The organism is Paenarthrobacter sp. GQ52 (assembly GCF_059759005.1).
The window spans coordinates 54,417-71,066 of record NZ_JCAXEJ010000005.1 but is presented as its reverse complement, the minus strand read 5'-3'; the positions used below and the strand labels follow the sequence as shown (position 1 = coordinate 71,066).

Sequence of the window (16,650 nt, the reverse complement as noted above, 5' to 3'; positions counted from 1 at the left end):
GGCAGTGCAGCAGCCTCGGATCGTCGGCCACATGGTGATGCCTTGAGTTGGAGCCGAGAATGCTGCTACCGAAAATCATGCCCACCGGAGATCTCCTCCACCGGGTAGTCCCATACCTTTACCCGCGGCGCGGTGTCGCTGCCGTCAATCTCCATCCTGAACCGCACGCACGTGTGGTTGAAACCGGAATGCGCGCTTCCGACTCGCCTTGGGTGAGTCTTGGCGGGGTTCCGGTAAGGCTCATGGAAGCCGCCGGCGCGCTTGGGGAGATTTTGGACCGTGCAAGCTGCCTCGAAGCGCCTCCCCTGGGTGTTTGTTCTGCAAATTTGGACCACATCCGGCATTTTGGAGCGGGAAGCCGTTGGATTGGTACTTTGGACCCACCCGGTCCTGTTGAATGGTTAACCTTGATCGATGGCGCACCCTTGGCCACGGAGGCCCGGCGCCTGACTTCGCGGATGTGGCCCCGCCTTGCGGGCAGCGACCTCATTCATCCCCTGTTGGATGGAGCAACTTCACGGGGATTGCGCGTTGGTTTCCTGGGAGGTTCAGAAGAGACCCAGGAACTGATCGCGGGAAAGTTCGCAGCGGAGCGGCCTGATTTGAGGGTGGTGGGGTGGTGGGCTCCCACCAGGTCCGTGCTGGGTGATGCGGCCGCATCCTGCAAGCTCGCCGATGAGATACGGCAGGCGGCCCCCGATGTCTTGGTGGTTGGTTTGGGAAAACCCCGCCAGGAACTGTGGATTGCCGAGTACGGCCACCTGACCGGCGCCAAAGTCCTGCTCGCATTCGGTGCCGTGGTGGACTTCCTGGCCGGGCATGTCCGGCGGGCTCCCTTATGGGCCAGCTCGCATGGACTCGAATGGGCATGGCGCCTCATGCTGGAGCCGCGCCGCCTGGCTCGCCGTTACCTGGTGGAGGGGCCGGAGGCCTACGCGAAATTACGTACGGCGAGCAGCCGTGACACGGCCGCGGGTGGTGCGGTGGAAAGCTCTGCAGCCATCGGGATCGACGTCGTCCCTGAGCCCGAGCCCAGCCGGGCTCAGGGATCGTTCTTACCGGCAACGGACTGGGCCGACGTCGCCGTCGTTGTTGTCACTTACAACAACGCCGACGACGTCGGGCCACTGGTCGCCAGCCTACGGAAAGAAGCGGCGGATGTTCGGATCAAAGTGGTGGTGGCCGACAACTCTCCCGATGAAAGCACCTTTCTTGAACTGTCCCACCACCCCGATGTCACGGCGGTTCGAACGGGAGGGAACCTCGGCTATGCCGGCGGGATCAATGCAGCGTTGTCTGTGGCCGGAGAGGCAGGAAGCTATCTCATCCTTAACCCGGACCTGCGCGTGGAACCCGGTGCGTTGGCCGCCATGCTCAAGCGCATGAACACGCAGGGGGCCGGCATGGTGGTACCGGTCCTGTTGGACAATGACGCAAGCATCTACCCTTCCTTGCGCCGTGAGCCGGGCGTTCTGCGAGCGCTGGGTGACGCGGCGCTGGGCAGCCATGTGAAGGCCAGGCCGGGTTGGTTGTCGGAGATGGACTTTGATCCGGAAAGTTACCTGCATGGGCATCGGGTTGATTGGGCGACGGGTGCTGCTCTGCTGATTAGTGCTGATGCAGCGAAGGTGGTGGGTGCATGGGACGAGCAGTTCTTTCTGTATTCGGAAGAAACCGATTATTGCCATCGTGTCAGGGATGCGGGTTTTTCCATCTGGTTTGAGCCGGCGGCCCGGATGTGGCATGAGCGTGGGGGCTCGGGGGCGTCGCCGGAGTTGACTGCTTTGATGTCGGTCAACCGGGTGCGCTACGCGGCCAAATATCTTGGGCGTGGCCGGGCCATGGCTTTTAGGGGTGCTGTGCTTGCCGCAGAGGTTGCCCGATTCAATAAGCCCGGGCATCGGGATGCGGCGTTGGCGGTCCTGAGTCAACGGCGTTGGGCGGCGCTCCCCCACGCTACGCGTACCTCGACTGTAACCTTGCGATGACCGGGTCCTTTCCCTCCGGTGCTGTCATCATTCCGGCGCATAACGAGGCCGGGGTGATCAGCAGGACGCTGGAGGCGTTGAGGGAGGTCATCGAGTGGGGCACGGTTGATGTGGTGGTGGCCTGTAACGGGTGCAGGGACGCTACTGCAGCGATTGCGTCCCGGTGCAAAGGTGTTCATGTGGTTCACGTGCGCGAGGCGTCCAAGACTGCGGCGTTGAACGCTGCCGACGAGGCCACGGAGCGTTGGCCACGGCTTTACCTGGATGCTGATATTGAGGTTAGCGCCCCTGCGCTTCGTGCGGTCTTTGTTGCCTTGGAGGACAACAGCTTGCTGGCCGCCCGTCCTGCTTTTCGATATGACACCGAGGGCGCGTCCGTGTTGGTCAGGGCTTATTACCGTGCCCGTTCCCGCATACCGGGTAATGCTCAGGGGCTTTGGGGTGCAGGCGCGTATGCCCTGAGCTTTTCAGGGCACGAGAGGCTGGGCAGGTTCCCTGCCTTTACCGGTGATGACTACTATGTGGACCGGTTGTTTTCCGACGAGGAGAAGGCTGTACTGCCTACGGAGCCGGTGGTTGTCCGGACGCCGCGGACGTGCTCGGCTCTGTTGGCTGTCCTCAGGCGTACGTATCGGGGGAACGCGGAACAAGATCGGGTATCCGGCGGTGCTTCCGGTGCGCGGACTATACGGGAGTTGCTGGCATCTGTCCGGGGGCCGCTGAGTTTGTTCGATGCCGCCGTCTATGTCGCGTTCGCCGGTGCGGGCCGTCGTCGTCCGCTGTCAGCACGCAAGTCGGTGGCCGTTTGGGAGCGGGACGACAGCAGCCGTTAGTCAGTAGCCGCAGCTGCCGCCGCCTTCGATGCTGTACAGGTGGATTGCGTTGCCGTCGGCGAAGGCGTCTGTGAAGGTTCCGTTGACTATGGGGATGGTGCGGTTTTCATCGATGACGACGGCGGTGCTGCCGCCGCAGTTCACTGTGAAGGTTGCGGTTCCACCGGTGCCCTTGTTTGCTCCCGCGAAGACGTAGACCTTGCCGTTGTGGAGTTTGGTGGCGAGGTCCACTGGTCCGGTGGCTCTGGTGGCGCCGTCGAGGAAGGGGGCGTTAAGGACGGGGGCGAGGTTTTGGATTTGCTGGTTGACGGCGGTAACTGTGGGCCGTGCTTCGCCTGGGCAATCACGCAACACATGTTGGGTCACGCAGTCTCCGCCGAAACTATGGTTGAAGTAGATGATCCCGCGGGCACCGTGGATGAGGCTGTTCCAGACCGCTGCGCGAATTTCCGGTCCGCTGATTGTGCTCGCCCGTGGCGAGTCCTCAAAGGGGTGACCTACTTCCACAAAAGCCCAGACTGGTGCGTTGCCTTCCGTGAGTTTACGGATGCGCTCAACTGTCCACCCATAGTTGGCTGCCAATCGGCATTCGGAGTCTGTCAGGTCCCTTGCGTAGCCGGTGATTGCCCCGCCCTCTGTTTGGGCGCAGATGTTGGGATCTGTGAACCAGTAGTTGTCGGCTGATACAAGGTCCTGGGTTCCGTTGATGAAAGCCCGGGATTGTTCATCGGACAGCCAGAATGTTACCCCTTTGCCATAGTTCGCGTAGGTCATGATTCCCGGTGGTGCGGAGGTGCGTAACTGCTTTTGGACTGTGTAGCCGCATTTGGACTCTTCAGGCGAGCATATAGGGCCTTCGCCCGGGAACTTGCCGGTCCATTGGGCGTCTCCTGCCCCACCCCACATGTCTACTTCGTCGCCCAGGGCATAGCCGGATGCCTGGGCTGCAGCGAACGTGGGAATCGCGTACATCCCCGAAGCCCTGACGAGGTCGAGGTCGGAATCCGGGGTCAGGACCACGTACGTGTTTAGTCCCGCGGCGTGATCCTTCGCGACGTAGTCCTTTTCCAAGGCACTTTCGAACCAAACGCCGACAGGAAAGAAGTGGGGTTCGATGGGTAAACCGTTTGTGAATCGAGAATAGAAGTCGAGGCCGCCGTCGACGTCGCGGAGTTCTATTCCAGGCGGGTGCGTCGTTGTGCTTCGCGGCGTTTGGATACTGGGTTCTGGTTCGGCAACGGGGCGTGGGGCTTGTGCGACACCCAGGACCGCTGTTACGGCCAAGAGACAGAACAAGGCAAGAGCGCCTAACATTGCGGTTGTTTTCCGCTTCATGGCTACCGCTTTCCTGGCTTGCCTTCGACACGGTACGTCGGTCCGGCATCGACGTCATCGGTTTGTCGTGCCAGGCGCCATAGCGCACCAGCGATTCCAAGCATGAAGAAGAAGAGGCTGGCTGCCATGGCGAACGACAATCCGTCAAAGAACGCGAAGGTCACGGCGATCGCGGTTATCGAGGCCAAAGCGGCCTGACTGACCTGGCGCATTTGGTCATCGGATGCCAACTTACGGGCCCGCCAAGAGCAGATAATGGCGCAAAGTATCAACGCTACGAATGCCGCCAATCCGACGAATCCCAGTTCCACCAGGATCCCGAGGAATTGATTGTCCACTATGACATAGTCCGGAAGGAACGTTCCGAACCCGCGCCCAACTACGGGGTTGTTGGCCAGCATCCCAAAAGCGGTCGTGTATGCACTGGTCCTCGAACTGATGCTGGGGTCTGCTGTCCCCACGGTGAAAAGCCCCCGGAGCGTCCCAAGCATCCCGGGAGTCAACAGGTACATTCCTGCGGCCAGCACGAGGCCGAGCAGCAGTGCACCACGCCGAACCTTCTTGGGCCAGGACGGCACCAAGGCAAGCAGAGCGACGCCGAAGGCCATCAATGCCGAGCGGGAGACCGATAGGACGGCGGCCGAAGAGATGGCCGCCACGGGCAGCCATCGCAGGAGCCAGCCTCTGGCCCGGTCAGTAACGGCGAGCGCGATGGCGATGGGGAGTGAAGCGGCTAGCACCACTCCGTACTCCAATGGGTGGCTGGCCATTCCGGCGGCACGAATGAACCCTCCCCTGGACTGCACGCCCGTCAGTTCTGAGGCGGCGCTGAAGCCGGGAATGCTGATCCAGTCCACAAGGGATGATCCTGTGGCAAATTGCATCAATCCCAAGACAGCCGTCGCCGTCCCTAGAACGACAAAGCTTCGCAGCACTTTGATCAGAGTTTGGCGGCTGGCCAGTCCGTCATTGATGAGCAGGAAGATTCCGGCCCAGCTGGCCAGCCTGATGAGCCCGCTGTCTGCGGGGCTGGCCTCCGAATCGGGGACGCCGTGCAGCATTGCCAACGAATAGCTGGTCAGGGCGGCGGCCAGGAAAACCACCATGGCAATTCGGACAGCTTGGGAGCCTGTGCGCGTTGGCGTAGTGCGTTGCAACTGATACAGCAGCCACCAGGCGAAGGCCAAGAGGCCGCAGATTGTGCTTGGTCGTCCAACGGAGCCTAAAGCAGTTATCGTCAGATTTGAGGGAATAAGGCACGTAGCGAACAAGTAAACGATGACAAACCATGAAACGTCTTTGCGCTCCGGCGCGTCCAGAGCACTGGCTCTGCCTGGGGCGGTGGTGCTTTCATAGGAGGGATGCATTGAGGGTCCCCTCCACTTGGTTGTTGCGGTTTAGCTTGCGGCGCACCAGGACGCGATCAGCGTAGAGGGTTGCTACTGAAGTGAGGGCCAAGGACAGGCCAGCCCACACCACGGATCCCTTCATGCGGGTCACCGGGGTGCCGCCGCCGAAGATGACTTCTGCTTCTGATGGGGTGGTCTGCGTGGAAATACGGTCCGCTTTTACGGTTGCTTCGTTCTGCAATTGGATCGTGGCGTCGTTTATTCGGTCGAGTACGTCGGCGAGGACCTGGTTCACTCTTTCGGCGCTGGTATCCACTACCTGTATCTTGAGCACCGGTTGGCTGAATGTCTTGTTCCATTGACCGCCGTTGGCGGGTAACGTCACCGAGAACCCCTTTTGAACGCCAGCACCGTAGAGGGTTCCCCGTGTCAGGCCCAGATCTACAGACGGAGCTTCCTGATTGACGCGTCGCTTGACCATGTCGGCGAATTCCGTCAAGGTCATGGCGCTGCCACCGGAGATCCAGTAGGCCGGTTCGCGTTCAGGGGCCACGAAGGTAACGTCGGCTTCAGTCCAAAAGACGGGCTCCGATGACCGGATGGCGCCAAGGGCAGCCAGACCTAGTGCCAGTCCGAAGGCCACCATGTACCATCGGCGCAGCAGGATCCCCAGGAAAGTTGACGCAGTCATGGCTAACTTGACCCTGAGGACAGCGGCAGGACTCCATGAATCTCTTCATCCGTTTCCTTGGCGTCATGGGCTGCGCGCCTATGAGGGGGCTGCTCAGGCCGCAGGGTATCTTTCCTCGAAGCTTCCTTCCGGCGTTTCCTGGTCATCAACAAGCCATCCACCAAGACAGACAGGACCAGAGTCAGTAACACTCCCCCAGCCCCGGCAATGAGGACCAACTGTGTGCGGGCCTTCACTTCGGGTACGGCCTGCCGGTCCACGAGAAGACTCATGGTGGTGATCCTTGCCGGCACAGCGACGTCGAGGGCAGCCTGCATGTCGTTGAGGGAGCGCGGAGTCTCGTCCATCACTGCCTTCAGGACTGCCATGGTCTCTTCGGGGTTGTCTGCAGTGGCAGTTATGACCAGGATCGCACCACTGGTGCCGCGGTCGGGTTCTGCGACGTAGGTTGCGGATCCGAAGTTCGCCAGGAGCCGTTCCTTCACAGGCTGTGACGTAATTTTGCGGATCAGGATGTCAAGGGCCTCGCTCATACCGCCCAGATACAGATATGGATTTCCGGCGTCGCCAATGCTCTGGCTTGAGGGCATGAGGACCAGGCTTGCTTGGGATTTGTACTTTTCCGGCGCGCTCGTTTGGATTGACATGCACAGCAGCCCGGTAACGAGCATGCCCGCAACCACCAAGTACCACCGGCGTGCAACGCTCGCCAGAACAGTTCGCAACTGCATCATTTGCTCCCAATGTGACGGGGAGCGCGTTTACCGACCGGCTCCGTGGTTTGTTGCTCACCCAAAAGGGAAAGCAGTTTCTCTGCCCTTACGTCCCAGGTGTGCTGCTGCGCTGAGGATTGGATCCTTCGTCGCTGTTCGCACGTCAATTCCGTCTCCAAGCCTGATCGCACCAGATCAACAAAGTCCCGTGGAGTCGTGGCTATCTTCACGAAATCGGAGCTGATCCATCGCGTAGCCGGAAGGTCTGCCGCAACCACGGGCAGCCCGGAGGCGAGGTATTCGAGTGTTTTGAGGGGAAAGCTTGAACGGTTGAATTCCGAATCCGTGTAAGGGGTCAGACCTATGGCTGCCGTAGCCAGTACCCTGGCAACTTCCAGAGCGGACACCTCGCCGCGCCAATCAACATTGGGCCGGGACAAGAATTCGTCGAGGCTTCTTCGGGCGTGCTGTTCCCGTTCCGTCCTAGGACCCAGCACGATGACGGGAAGCTCCGTCCTGCCCAGCTCGCTGAGTGTGGCAAAGTCAAGACGTTCATTGAGTTGGCCCACCAATACGGCGACCGGTTGACGGACTGTTCCGTATTCGGCCGGAACAGGTGTCCTGCAACCATTTGGTACGAACTCGACCTTACGGCCGGAGAATTCAGAGAACTTCTGAGCCAGTGCGGGCGACACTGCTGTGACGACGTCGGCCACAGCGATGTTGGACATGAGGACCCGCTCCAAATGTGTGCGCGATAAGCCCATGAGCTCCGCGGAGGCAAGCCAATCGTCGGTCAGATGTAGAAGACGTGGCACGGATAGTTCCCGGGGGAAATGAACCAATGGGGATGCATTGACCACCCCTGCCAGGCCGTCCCCCACCCTCCTCGCTGCCGACCGCATGGTCCATCGGGCGATCGCCTCGGTGGAACGTCGTACTACGGGGCGGCTGAAGCCGGGTAGGGAAGGCACGCGCAACCTGCTCACCGTGGGCGCCACGGTCTCAGGCACCCCACGGAAGCTGCTTACGGTGTGGCGACGTACGTTGCCATCCCTGGCGACAGAGACTGGTTGGTCAACCCAGAGAACCCTTGCGCGGACGCTCAAAGCCTCCGCCAAAAGCCTGTCTGTGCCAGGCACACCATCCCATTGGCCACCAGAGATGTACATGATGGTGCCGTTCATGCCTTCACCGCCGCGGGTGTGTTCGAAGCGGCCGTCATGGCAACAGGACGGGCATTGAAGTCCTCCCTTGGCAGCCGGCGCAGCACGCGCTGAGCACGTCGTTTCCCTACATAGCCGCAGTACCGGCCCATGGCTGCCACTTCCGACGCCAAGGTCGCTGCCAGACCGGGGCGGGCAGCGGCAAAACCCTGGTAAAGGCGTACCTGACGTTGAGCCGCGGAGTCCAATGAGTACCTCTCCTCGACGAGCTGCCGACCAAAGCCACCCAAGTCCCGGCGAAGTTGCTCATCTTCCATGAGCGCTCGCAGGATGGCGAGCAAAGCTGTTTGTCCTTCACCGCCTGTACCCGGACCGGATCCGTACCATCCTTGCCACAGGAAGGTAGGTAGGGAATCGGGGGTGAGAAGTTCCCAGAACCCGCGCTCACCTTGGACCACAAGGGGCTTTCCGAAGGAGAGCCCGCGCAACGCTGAACCGCCCATCCCCAGCACCACATCAGCGGCAGCATAGACTGGCCGCGGGTCCGCGAGTTCACCCGTGAGGGTCACCGTCTCCCGCCCGGTGGCTGCGTTGATAAGCGCAGCCCGGCTAGCGACTGCATCCAAGGCCGGACCTGTTCCCGTAATGATCAGCGTCACCGGATGTTCAAGGGACAACAGGCGGACGGCGTCCATGGCGCTCAGAAGGCCCTCAAGTTTCAGTTCCTGCGCCAGGCGTGAAACACAGACAACGGTGAGGGAACGGTCACTCAGTGCAAACTTGCGCCTAAATGCGTCCAAGCCCGTCGTCGCGGAAACCTGGTTGGCGTGCGTATCCACCGGCGGCTCCATGACGTGCACTTCTCCCCTGCCCCGGGAAGACTCCCATTGATGGATCTGCTCAGTACCCACCATGAGCGGCATGGACTTTGGAATGAACGGAGCGACAGCCATGGACATGACGGTGGCGACCGCGGTGGTGCCACCGACCACTTTGGAAGCAGCCAGGCACTCCAAGGCCGGTGGCCACTCGTATCCGTGAAGAACATCCACACCGCGCTCGCGGACAGTGCGTACCAGGGCGCTGATGACATTTGGCGAAGGACGCTTTCCTGGAAGTGGTGCAGGAACGTACTCCAATCCCAACTTAACAGCCGTTTGCGCCAGCGGACCCGGTTGCCCAAAGAGCAGAACGTCGTGCCCCAGTCGCTGTACGGCTGCGCCCAATTCAATTGCATTCAGCTGGCTGCCGCCCAGGCGGAGGTCGTGTGGATAAACGAGGATCTTCATGTCCAGGCCTCCTCAGGGGCACGGCCACGGCCCCAACGCCGGACATCGGCAATGTCCCGCCTCCCGAAAGCAAGAGTGAGGCCCATCGCCAGGACGCCCACACCAGCAGACAAGAGAACGGCCTCCATCGGTGACCGCACAGATTGGCTCAGGAGCGCGCAACCAACGCCGGCAGCAACAGCAACCATGAAGGGCCGGACGAGTCGAACGGCCAACGCCCGCAGTGAAACGTTCGCCCGCTTCAAGGTTCTGAGGTACATCGGTGACGTCACCACAACGGCAACGGCCACCGGCGCTGCAGCCAGTCCGGACATCCCGCCATAAATCGCCCCAACAATCAGGGCGGGGACCAAAGCTGCGAGCGCCATCAGTTGGACCGTGAAAATCGGACCGGACAAACCGAGAATGACCAGGTAGTCGTAGAACAGCTCGTGGAGGACCCGCACTGCGGTCAGCGGAGCCAACCAAAAAAGGGCGAGGCCGGCCGGAGCCCAGGCGTCGCCATAAACCAGCATGACCAGTGGGACGGCACATCCCATCATTACCGCGCAGACCGGCAAAAGAACCGCCGCCAGCGCCCCCGTCAGGGACAACAGGGCCGACTGCATATCCCCCGGCCTGTCCTGCAACCTGGCAAAGGTTGCCGGTGCCACGCTCCGAAGGGGCGGGGACAACAAACTGGAAGGCCAGCCAGCCATGTTGAACGCCATGACATACAGGCCCAACGCGACTGGCCCCAGCATCTTGCCCGCAACGAGTTGATCAACGTAGCCAACGGCAAAAACCACCGTGCTGGCACCGGCAAGTGGCAGCCCGAACGCCAGCAATTGCCTGGCAAGTTTCGGCGAGAATCCGAAGCGATAGGGCAAAGGCGAATAGATCAGGAACAGGACGCCGGCTACCAGGCTGGCCAAGACCCGCCCAACGGCAAGGCTCATGGCGCCCATCCCGGCGATCACCATGATCAGTGAGGCACCTGCCCCCAGCCATACATTGACTTGGTCAATGACCATGCGCTGGCCCTGACGGAAATTCCGTTGAAGCAGGGCTGCAGGGGTGGCTACCAAGCCGTTCAGCACGATGCAGACCGCCATCACCCGGACCACATCCGTGGCTGCTTCATTTCCCATAGCGGCCGTGAAGTATGGGGCCGCTGCATAGGACACGCCGTACAGCAGGACGCTGCATGTTGCCGAAATAGTGGTGACGGTTGCCGCTATGGCCTTTGGGTCACCCGGCCAGCGAACGATCGCGAGGCTGACTCCCAACTCGTTGAAGCTCAAGACCGCAACCAAAGCTACAAACGCTACGGCGTAGGTTCCGAATTCTTCGGGTCCCAGCAGACGTGCAAGGGCGATGCCGATTCCGATCGTGCCCAGCTTCGTGATGAAAGCGTTGACCACGCTGATCACGAATGCCCTGGTGGGCGTTGGTGTCCGCCGGGGAGTCACCGGGTTCCGAAGTGTCACAGGACGCCCTCCAGCTCCGGGGTATTTCCCCGCCGGATCACCCTTGCCGGCACGCCGGCCCACGTTTCGTCTTCGGGAACATCGGCCAGGACAGCGGCGCCCATGCCGATCATCGCTTTCGCGCCGATGGTCAGGCGCTCGCGGACACTGGCATTCATGCCGATGTAGGCGGCCCGGCCAACGTGGACGTTGCCGCCCAGGGACACCCCGGAGGCCAAGGTGGCGTAATCGCCGATGACGTCGTCATGTGTGAACGTGACCCCTGGCATTGCGACCACGTGTTCGCCGATGGTCACCGAAGCTGTCATGCTCACGTGGGCGAGGAGGATACTTCCCCGGCCAATCATGCAGCCCTCTGGAACGCGCACGGAAGGATCGATCGCTGTAGCGTAGCGGTCTTCGGCCAGCCCCAAGGCGCGGAGCCGCATCACCACGCTTTCGCGGCCGCTGCCGGATCCAATGCAGATCAGCAGCAGGGCGTGGGGGTAGTTCATAGCTTCCCGGACGGGACCGAGGACATGTGCCCCGTCCACCACGCGGCCCAGTTTGTCTTCGTCGTCGTCGAGGATCCCAATGACGTCGAAAGGCCCGCTGCTGCGGACCATGGCAAGGACCTCCCGGGCGAGGCCGCTTGCCGCGATGAGGAGTAGCTCGCTCATGGCTGACCCGCGGCTCGTAATACCGAGTCGATGACGCGGACTTGGTCGCCCAGCGCCAGTTGGTGGAAGAGGGGAAGTATGAGTGTGTGATCCGTCAACCACTCCGTTGCGTCCAGCCCGGCTGTGCCTGTGTCCGTGCCTGCGTACGCAGGCTGCCGGTGCGCTGCCATGATCCCGCGGCGGGCAGAGATGCCATCCGCGGCCAACCGTGCCATGAGGGCGTCCCGGCCCAGCGGGAACGCCGGGCCGACCTCCAACCAGCATGACTGGAAGTTGCTGATGCCATACTCCGGATCGTTTACCAGGCGTAGGCCTTCCACTCCGGCGAAGGCGTTTGCGTAGGTAGCGGCCAGTTCGCGCCGTCGCTGGACAGCGGCATTAAGGCGGCCAAGTTGGACAATTCCGACGGCGGCCTGAAGGTCGGTCATGCGGTAGTTGAAACCGACCTCGAGGTACTCCTCCGCGGGGGCGAGCAGGCTGGCGTGGCGATCAGCGGCTGAAACGCTCATGGCATGTTCGCGGAGGCGCCGTGCCCTGTCGCCGTAGTCCTGACGCGGAGTGGTGATCATGCCGCCCTCACCCGTCGTGAGGATCTTGCGCGGGTGGAATGACCAAGCAGCCAACTCGGCGTTTGAACCTACGGGCTGTCCCCGGTATCTGGAGCCAATAGCACACGCGGCGTCTTCCACCACGATGATTCCCAAGGGATCACACAGCGCGCGGATAGGTTCCAGGTCAACCGGGACTCCACCTTGGTCGACGGCGATGACCGCTGTAGTAGCGGGAGTCAGGGCAGCCTTAACGGTTTCTGCAGTAACGCAGCCAGTGAGCATGTCGACGTCGGCGAAAACCGGCCGCGCACCCACGTACGTTGCGGCGTTGGCAGTAGCAATAAAGGAGAACGATGGCACCACCACGTCATCCCCGGCGGCGACGCCGGCAACGACGAGGGCTAGATGGAGCGCGGAGGTGCAGCTCGACGTTGCCACCGCGAATCCAGCATGTTGCTCGGCGGCGAAGGCGTCCTCGAATTGCCGCACCTTGGGACCCTGGGCCACCCAACCGGAAGCGATGACCTCTGCGACAGCCTGGGCTTCTTCTTCGCCGAGCCACGGCTTCATGACGTCGATGCGGCCCAACCGGGTTTCGGAGATGGTCATCGCGCACCGACTGTCGGTGCGGGGCGGCTCATAGTGCGGGCGGCAGCAATCTCCGCACGAAGCGGGCGCCACCACGAGACCAGCGAGCGCAAGCCGTCTTCCAGGCCCACGGCTGCCTCGAAGCCCAGGTCTTCGCGTGCTGCCGTGACGTCGGCAAGGCGTCGGGCAACTCCGTTGACGGCACGTTCCGGACCATGTTCCAGGTGGAGAGGTGAAGCCATGACCTTGAGCAGTGTTTGCGCCAGCTCCGCCAGACTGGTCTCCGTACCGCTGGCCACGTTATAGACGCCCTCGCGTACATTGCTGACGGCGGCAAGGACGTTGGCCCTGGCGACGTCCGCGGTGTGGATGAAGTCCATGGTTTGCTGCCCGCTGCCGAAAATCAGTGGGGGCTGGCCATCCACTATGCGCTCCATCCAACGAACCAGGACTTCGGTGTAGAGCCCGTGCACGTCCATGCGGGGTCCATAAACGTTGAAGTACCTCAGGAGGACGTAGTCCAGGCCTGACATTGCGCGAAAGCTCCTCGCCATTCCTTCGTTGAAGGACTTCGCCGCACCGTAGAAGGTGTCGTTGTTGTGGTGGTGGTGGCTTTCCTTCGTGGGAAATTCCTCGGCCATGCCATAAACGGAGGCACTTGAGGCTGATATGAGTCGGTCTATTTTGTGCGCCGCAGCAGCCTCGTAAACGTTGAACGTTCCATCCACCAATACCTCGAGGGCCAACCGTGGTTCTTCCGCGCACTGGGTGATGCGGATGGCGGCTTGATGGAAAACCAGGTCCTTGCCATGGGTGAGGTCGTGGACGAGGTCGCGGTCACGGAGGTCGCCTTCGACCAGCCGTACCCTTTCGGTGGAGAGAGCTTCGTCGAGGTTTGCGCGGCGGCCGCGGACGAGGTTGTCCAGTACGTCTACGTGCGCCGCACCGGCGTCGAGCAGTTGGTCCACCAGCGTCGAACCAATGGTGCCGGCCCCTCCGGTGACCAGGACACTGGCCCCTAGAAGCTTTTTCACCGTGCAACCTGGAGAGAGACTTCATTCCCGGCGACGATTGTTGATTGACCGTCAGTGCTGAGGCTTTGCGTGACGGCTTCGAGAACGGACAAGACGCGGAGCCCGGATTCCCCGCTGGTCCGTGGCATGGTCCGGTTGCGGATGGAGGAGGCAAGTTCGCACACCACCTGGCCAAGGGGTTCGCGTTCCTGCAATGCCGGAGACCAAGTGTCGCCCAAGCGGTAGGAGATGGCGGAGGTCCGTTTGTCAGCGGCAGATCTGGGCTGATGCTCCAGGCTGACCCCGCGGTCGTACACGCTGAGGCGCTGCTGGGGATTGAGGTCGTCCCACACCAGGGTCCTCTTTGACCCTCCGATGATCATTTGCCGGATCTTTGTGGGGCTGAGCCAATTCACGTGGATATGGACCATGGCATCGTTGGGCAGGCCGAAAGTGAGGTGTCCGACGCAGTCCCTGCCAGTTCCCAGGGGATCCGCGCCGTGAGCGGATATTTCCGTGGGATGCAAGCCACCCGGCAGGACGAAGTCCAGGATGGAAAGGTCGTGGGGCGCCAGGTCCCAGAAAACGTTGACGTCCGGTTGGACGAGTCCAAGATTGATGCGGACGGAATCCACATACAAAATGTCGCCCAGGGCACCGCTGGCTACCAGTTCCTGGATCTTGAGGACCGCTGGTGTGAAGCAGTAGGTGTGGTCTGCCATGAGGACCAATCCCCTGGCCTTCGCTTCCTCCACCATCTCCAGGCCCTTCGCACGGCTGTCAGCCAACGGCTTCTCCACCAGGACGTGTTTGCCGGCGCGCAGGGCAGTCATCACCACTCCGTGGTGGGTATGCGCCGGCGTAGCTACTGCAACGGCGTCCAGGTTGTACGTGTCAAGCAGTTCGTCCAAGGATTCGACGACGGCCACTCCGCCAACCGTCTCCGCGAGCCTTAGCCCTCGTTCGACGTCGAGGTCGCAGATGGCAACGAGATCCCAGTCAGGGCTGGCTTTGAGGTTCCGGGCAAGATTGGGGCCCCAGTATCCTGCCCCGACTACCGCAATGCGGAGCCTGGGCTGTGGGCCGTGGCCGTTGAGTTGTCCTGATGGAATCGTTCGTATGCTCATTTCCCACTCTGCTTCTGTGTTGACAGCGCGATTCGCTTGGTTTGTTGCAGTTATTGGCTAATAGGCCCCGGAAGGTTGAATCATTGCCCTGAACGTCCGCCACATGATCATCAGGTCTCCAGCTATGGACCAGTTCTCCACGTAATAGAGGTCCAGCCGTACGGCCTCGTCCCATGGAAGGTCCGACCGCCCATTGATTTGCCATAGGCCCGTGATACCGGGCTTGATGAGCAGCCGACGATGCGTATGGCGTTCGTAGCCGCTGACTTCACGGGCCAACGGCGGCCGCGGTCCCACCAGGCTCATGTTGCCCACAAGAACATTCCAGAACTGTGGCAATTCATCGAGGGAGTACTTACGCATCCAACGCCCGCACCTGGTAACCCGGGGATCGCCGCGGATCTTGAACAGGACACCGGCGCCCTCATCCTGGGTGCTAAGTTCCTCCAAGCGGGATTCGGCGTCCACCACCATGGAACGGAACTTCAGCATGTGGAAGGTAGCGCCCCTCCTGCCGACCCGTTCCTGGCGAAAAAGTACAGGCCCGGGGCTGTCCTGGTGAACTATGGCTGCCATGAGCAGCAGGATCGGTGACAGGACCAGCAATGCCGACGCCGAGACGGTAATGTCCATCAAACGCTTGAGTGTGTGCTTACCCCCGGAGTAGTGCGGGATGTCCACGTGCATCAGGGGAAGTCCCTCGACCGGGCGCCAGTGGATCCGCGGACCGGCCACGTTCGTCAGGGCCGCAGCGAGCACAAGTTCCGCGGAATTTTCCTCCAGCCGCCACCCGAGCTCCTGGATGAACTGGTTTCCACCAGGCACAGGGCCGGCCACAATCACCGCGTTGGCGCCCGTTTGCCGGACGGTGTGGGCGATCCCGTAGATCGAAGAAAGAACAGGGACACGGAGGTGGTCCACCTTCAGGACCGCACCCCGCCGGGCCCCTGGAAGGCATGCTCCGAGGATGTCGTACGCGGTGCCGGACTTTCGGTTGATCTGCTTGATGACATACCGAACGTCTTGGGGCTCACCTACAACGATCGCCCGGGAGAGGCAGCGGCCGCGGGACTTTTCGTGGCTCAGCCACCGGCGGAAGCTCCACCTGCTGCCGGTGAGCGCCACCAGGCCAAGCGGCAGGGAGACGAGTACGAATGAGCTGACAGCATCAAGCCGGAAAACCACGGCCACGATGCCCAGGAAGCCAAAGACACGAAAACTTGCCGAGAGGACGCGCTTGTATTCCTCGGGACCTACGCCCAGGACTTTCGGATCGCGGGTGCGGTAGACCTCCAACGAAGCCAACCAAACCAGTCCAAGAATCAGTGCCATCACCAGATGGCGTGTGTAGGCAGGACTCTCCGCAGCCAGGGTCAGGCCATTGGTGTTGAGAACGAAACCGGCGAAAACAGCGGCAGTAACGAGCGCCATGTCCGTCATGCGAAGACTGTTGGTCAGTGAATGCGCCCAGTCGGTCCTGCCCCGGCGGGGGAACGTGATCCGAGGGGTCCTGCGGGTGGCTGGCGGCACGAAGTCCAGGGTGACCTCGGAGCTCGGTGCCGCCAGTCCCGCCTTCTCAGTCCGTTGTGCAGCAACGGACTTGTCAATCCAGGGAGACACCGGCGGATTGACGTCGGCGATGGCAGTTTTTGCGGGAAAGACTGAACCCGCCAAGGCATGGTCCGCACCAGTGGGTGCCGCTACCTTGCCCGTACGCAAGACTGGAACTTTCACCATGTCAGCCTTCTTTGCAGACCTGCCATTGCCTACTTATCAGTGAAGCGGCGGCGGTCAGGAGGCGCACCAGTAGTCGGTACTCAAGTTTGCGCAGGTTTACCCATTGCACCTACGTGCGAGTACCTAGCCGGCGACGGCGGCA

At 61.6% G+C, this 16,650-nt stretch carries 14 protein-coding genes; 2 read left to right on the top strand and 12 right to left on the bottom strand.

From position 1 onward, the window contains the following. Positions 1 to 59: 59 nt before the first annotated feature. Together AC6CH8_RS08945 and AC6CH8_RS08940 are read left to right on the top strand one after the other, a co-directional pair. A complete protein-coding gene (locus tag AC6CH8_RS08945) occupies positions 60 to 1,988 on the top strand; it encodes a WecB/TagA/CpsF family glycosyltransferase (RefSeq protein WP_498190041.1) in 1,929 nt (642 codons plus the stop codon). Further along, positions 1,985 to 2,821, top strand: coding sequence for a glycosyltransferase (locus AC6CH8_RS08940; protein WP_498190039.1), 837 nt, complete (start codon positions 1,985 to 1,987; stop codon positions 2,819 to 2,821). Before AC6CH8_RS08945 ends, AC6CH8_RS08940 begins: the two co-directional genes overlap by 4 nt. Here AC6CH8_RS08940 and AC6CH8_RS08935 read toward each other — a convergent pair whose 3' ends face one another. The 12 genes from AC6CH8_RS08935 to AC6CH8_RS08880 all read right to left on the bottom strand — a co-directional run bounded on the left by AC6CH8_RS08935 (position 2,822) and on the right by AC6CH8_RS08880 (position 16,508). Continuing rightward, entirely contained in the window at positions 2,822 to 4,156 is a 1,335-nt protein-coding gene (locus tag AC6CH8_RS08935) for a hypothetical protein (protein ID WP_498190037.1), read from the bottom strand. A 2-nt stretch (positions 4,157 to 4,158) separates the two neighbouring features. Next, positions 4,159 to 5,343 carry an O-antigen ligase family protein gene (locus AC6CH8_RS08930; RefSeq protein WP_498190035.1) on the bottom strand — a complete coding sequence of 395 codons (1,185 nt, stop codon included), beginning with the start codon at positions 5,341 to 5,343 and terminating at the stop codon, positions 4,159 to 4,161. A gap of 163 nt (positions 5,344 to 5,506) precedes the next feature. After that, entirely contained in the window at positions 5,507 to 6,196 is a 690-nt protein-coding gene (locus AC6CH8_RS08925) for a hypothetical protein (protein ID WP_420178116.1), read from the bottom strand. 2 nt (positions 6,197 to 6,198) lie between these two features. Beyond that, on the bottom strand, positions 6,199 to 6,927 hold the full coding sequence (locus AC6CH8_RS08920; RefSeq protein ID WP_091470720.1) for a GumC domain-containing protein: 729 nt from the start codon (positions 6,925 to 6,927) through the stop codon (positions 6,199 to 6,201). After that, positions 6,927 to 8,096, bottom strand: a complete 1,170-nt coding sequence (locus AC6CH8_RS08915) for a glycosyltransferase (RefSeq protein WP_498190034.1) — start codon at positions 8,094 to 8,096, stop codon at positions 6,927 to 6,929. The genes AC6CH8_RS08920 and AC6CH8_RS08915 overlap by 1 nt, the downstream gene beginning before the upstream one ends. After that, on the bottom strand, positions 8,093 to 9,364 hold the full coding sequence (locus tag AC6CH8_RS08910; protein ID WP_498190032.1) for a glycosyltransferase family 4 protein: 1,272 nt from the start codon (positions 9,362 to 9,364) through the stop codon (positions 8,093 to 8,095). The genes AC6CH8_RS08915 and AC6CH8_RS08910 overlap by 4 nt, the downstream gene beginning before the upstream one ends. Further along, positions 9,361 to 10,833: an oligosaccharide flippase family protein gene (locus AC6CH8_RS08905; protein WP_498190030.1), complete on the bottom strand. Its 1,473-nt coding sequence runs from the start codon at positions 10,831 to 10,833 to the stop codon at positions 9,361 to 9,363. Before AC6CH8_RS08905 ends, AC6CH8_RS08910 begins: the two co-directional genes overlap by 4 nt. Continuing rightward, complete coding sequence (locus AC6CH8_RS08900) at positions 10,830 to 11,492, bottom strand: acetyltransferase (protein ID WP_420178111.1); 663 nt, start codon at positions 11,490 to 11,492, stop codon at positions 10,830 to 10,832. Before AC6CH8_RS08900 ends, AC6CH8_RS08905 begins: the two co-directional genes overlap by 4 nt. Then, the gene (locus tag AC6CH8_RS08895; protein ID WP_498190029.1) at positions 11,489 to 12,652 is read right to left on the bottom strand and encodes a DegT/DnrJ/EryC1/StrS family aminotransferase; all 1,164 of its coding nucleotides are present in this window, start codon (positions 12,650 to 12,652) and stop codon (positions 11,489 to 11,491) included. Before AC6CH8_RS08895 ends, AC6CH8_RS08900 begins: the two co-directional genes overlap by 4 nt. Beyond that, positions 12,649 to 13,665, bottom strand: a complete 1,017-nt coding sequence (locus AC6CH8_RS08890; protein ID WP_420178109.1) for an NAD-dependent epimerase/dehydratase family protein — start codon at positions 13,663 to 13,665, stop codon at positions 12,649 to 12,651. The genes AC6CH8_RS08895 and AC6CH8_RS08890 overlap by 4 nt, the downstream gene beginning before the upstream one ends. Beyond that, the gene (locus tag AC6CH8_RS08885) at positions 13,662 to 14,771 is read right to left on the bottom strand and encodes a Gfo/Idh/MocA family protein (RefSeq protein ID WP_091470710.1); all 1,110 of its coding nucleotides are present in this window, start codon (positions 14,769 to 14,771) and stop codon (positions 13,662 to 13,664) included. The genes AC6CH8_RS08890 and AC6CH8_RS08885 overlap by 4 nt, the downstream gene beginning before the upstream one ends. A 57-nt stretch (positions 14,772 to 14,828) precedes the next feature. Continuing rightward, positions 14,829 to 16,508: a sugar transferase gene (locus AC6CH8_RS08880; protein ID WP_498190027.1), complete on the bottom strand. Its 1,680-nt coding sequence runs from the start codon at positions 16,506 to 16,508 to the stop codon at positions 14,829 to 14,831. Positions 16,509 to 16,650: the final 142 nt, after the last annotated feature.